This window comes from Saccharopolyspora sp. (genome assembly GCF_017434145.1).
Classification (GTDB): Bacteria; Actinomycetota; Actinomycetes; order Mycobacteriales; family Pseudonocardiaceae; genus Saccharopolyspora_C; species Saccharopolyspora_C galaxeae.
Genome location: NZ_JAFRFW010000097.1, coordinates 1 through 2,372, shown reverse-complemented (window position 1 = coordinate 2,372; position 2,372 = coordinate 1). Strand labels below are relative to the sequence as shown.

Genomic DNA, 2,372 nt, shown 5'->3' with positions numbered 1-2,372 from the left:
CGGGACGTTCCTCGTGCGAGACCAGGTAGGCGTGCCGGTCCACGATGCTCAGCGCCTCGGCGCGCCGGTAGGCGGCGATGCCCGCCTCCAGCGCCGCGGGCAGTCCGCGGGCCGCGCCGTGCAGCATGTCGACGACTTCCGCGTCCGGTTTCGCCTGCAACCTCCGGGCGATCAGCCGGGCGCTGTGCAGCCTGGCCAGCGGGCGCAGCGTCACCGTGCGCACCAGCCCGGCCGCGCGCAGCCGCCGCAGCGCCGCAACTCCCCTACCGGAGTCCACATCGGACCGAGCGGACAGCACGATCGAGAACGAATTGCCGTTCATCCGCTGCACCAGCGGCTCCAGCAGCGCGGCGGTGGCATCGTCGAGCCACTGCGCGTCGTCGGCCAGCACCACCAGCGGCCGCATGTTGCGGGTCGCCGCGTGCAGCGCACCGGCCAGCTGCGCCGCGATGGGCTGCGAGGTGGCCGGGTCCGGCGCGGCGCTGAGCTTGGCCACCAGCGCGAGCACCGATCCGCGCGCCTCCCCGGCCGCGGGAGCGAGTTCGCCCACTTCCGACAACAGCCGGTACAGCGCACCGTACGGAGTCGAGCGGTCCGGCTCCGTGGCCCGCATCTCCAGCACTCGCGCACCGGCGGCGGTGCAGCGATCGCGCACTTCCGCGAGCACCGCCGTGCGCCCGGAGCCGGCGGCACCGCTCAGCAACGTCACGGGAACGTCCTTGGCCTGCACGGTTCTGAGCACTTCGGCGAGCACGTCGTCGCGGCCGGCCAGCCGCGCGCCAACCGGATCCTGTTCGGCTGATGTGCGCTCAGCCACGGCACTGCCCAGGGCCGTCCGGGACGGAACCGGCCACAGCGGGAGATTCGGCCGAAAAGCGACGTTCTGCGCGAACCACTCCACACTCCTTCCTGAGTCCGTTGCCCGGAAAGCTCGCCACGGCTCCATGTCCGCACGCGGGCCGGTCGACGCCGGCCGCGCCGAATGCCCCATTGTGGTCCAGCCGAGGGATGTCCCTCGATCTAGGTCCGCGCAATCACCGGACCACCGCTCGCGCACGGCCGGGCAATAGGAAGGGCGAGGGGGAGGCTTGCGGTGGGGTGCGCCCGGCCGCGAGCAGTCGATTGGAGAGAGGAAGAATGGCTCGGGACAGCGGGCCGGTGTTCGGCCGGGACGAGCAGTGGGCCGAGATCAGTGCTGCCTGCGGCCGCGGCTCGGGGGAGCTGCTGGCGCTGCACGGCAAGCCGGGGGAAGGCAAGACCGCGCTGCTGGAGGCGGCCGCGGTGAACTCGCAGCGCCACGGCGGCCACGTGCTGCTGGCCGATGCCGCGGACGGCGACGGCCGCGCCGCGATCGACGCGCTGCTCGACGGCGCGCGGCAGTTCTTGGAGCGCGGCTGGGATCCGCAGCTGCTGGACGCGGTGGCCGCGGCCGCGCGGCGGCGCAGCGAGCTGGACCAGCAGCCGCAGCGCGCGCTGCTGCCGATGGTGCACGAGCTGGCCCGCGCGCTCGGCGTCATCGCCGCCCGCGCCCACACCGTGATCATCATCGAGGACGTGGACCGCTGCGGCCCGCTGCTGTCGGTGGCCCTGTGCCCGCTGGTGCAGCGGCTGCGCGCGGTCGGCTGCGCGGTCGTGTTCTCCACCCGCACGCACTCGTTCGCCGCCAGCAGCACCTGGCAGCTGATCTCGCTGGCCGACCGGGTAGTGGAGCTCGGGCCGCTGGCCGACCGGGACGTCACCGCGCTGCTGACCCGCTGGTGCGCCGCGCACGGCCGGGCGAAGCTGGACCAGACGGTGGTGGAGGCGCTGCGCACCGCGCTCGGCCCGCTGTTCGGCAATCCGGGCACGCTGCTGTCGACGCTGCAAGATCTGCGCGAGCGCGGGCGGCTGACCGTGGTGGACGAGCACTTCTGCCTGTCCCCGCTGACCGAGCCGGTGGCGCTGCCGGAGCAGCACGCCCTGGTGCAAGCGGTCGTCGAGGACGGCGACGACACCGAACGGCTGGCTTCCGTGCTGGCGCTGCAAGATCGGGTGCGGGTGGACGACCTGCCGATGCTGACCGCGGCCGCCGCTGTCGGGCTGGAACCGTCCGGCCAGGACCTGGACCGGCTGGTCGCGCGCGGTGTGCTGGTGGTCGACGTCCAGGACGAGGTGCGGTTCGCGGTACCCGCGCTGGCCGCGACGCTGCGCCGCCGCGCCGGTCCGGAGCGGGCGTGGTCGCTGCACGCGGCGCTGGCCCGGCGGATGCTGGCGCAGTTGCAGCGGGGTGGTGCGGTGGATCGGCCGACGCTCGCCTACCACTTGGTGCGCACCGGCCCGGATTTCGACAGCTCGCTCGGCGCGCAGGTGCTCATCGAGGAAGCCGACCGCGT

2 protein-coding genes are annotated in these 2,372 nt (G+C 73.8%); one reads left to right on the top strand and one right to left on the bottom strand.

Features of this window, described 5'->3' with window-relative positions:
* A partial coding sequence (locus tag IJH84_RS02560; protein WP_295139773.1) for an ATP-binding protein occupies positions 1-817 on the bottom strand: 817 nt, incomplete at its 3' end.
* Positions 818-1,137: 320 nt separating this feature from the next.
* Here IJH84_RS02560 and IJH84_RS02555 point away from each other — a divergent pair.
* A partial coding sequence (locus IJH84_RS02555) for an ATP-binding protein (protein ID WP_295139771.1) occupies positions 1,138-2,372 on the top strand: 1,235 nt, incomplete at its 3' end.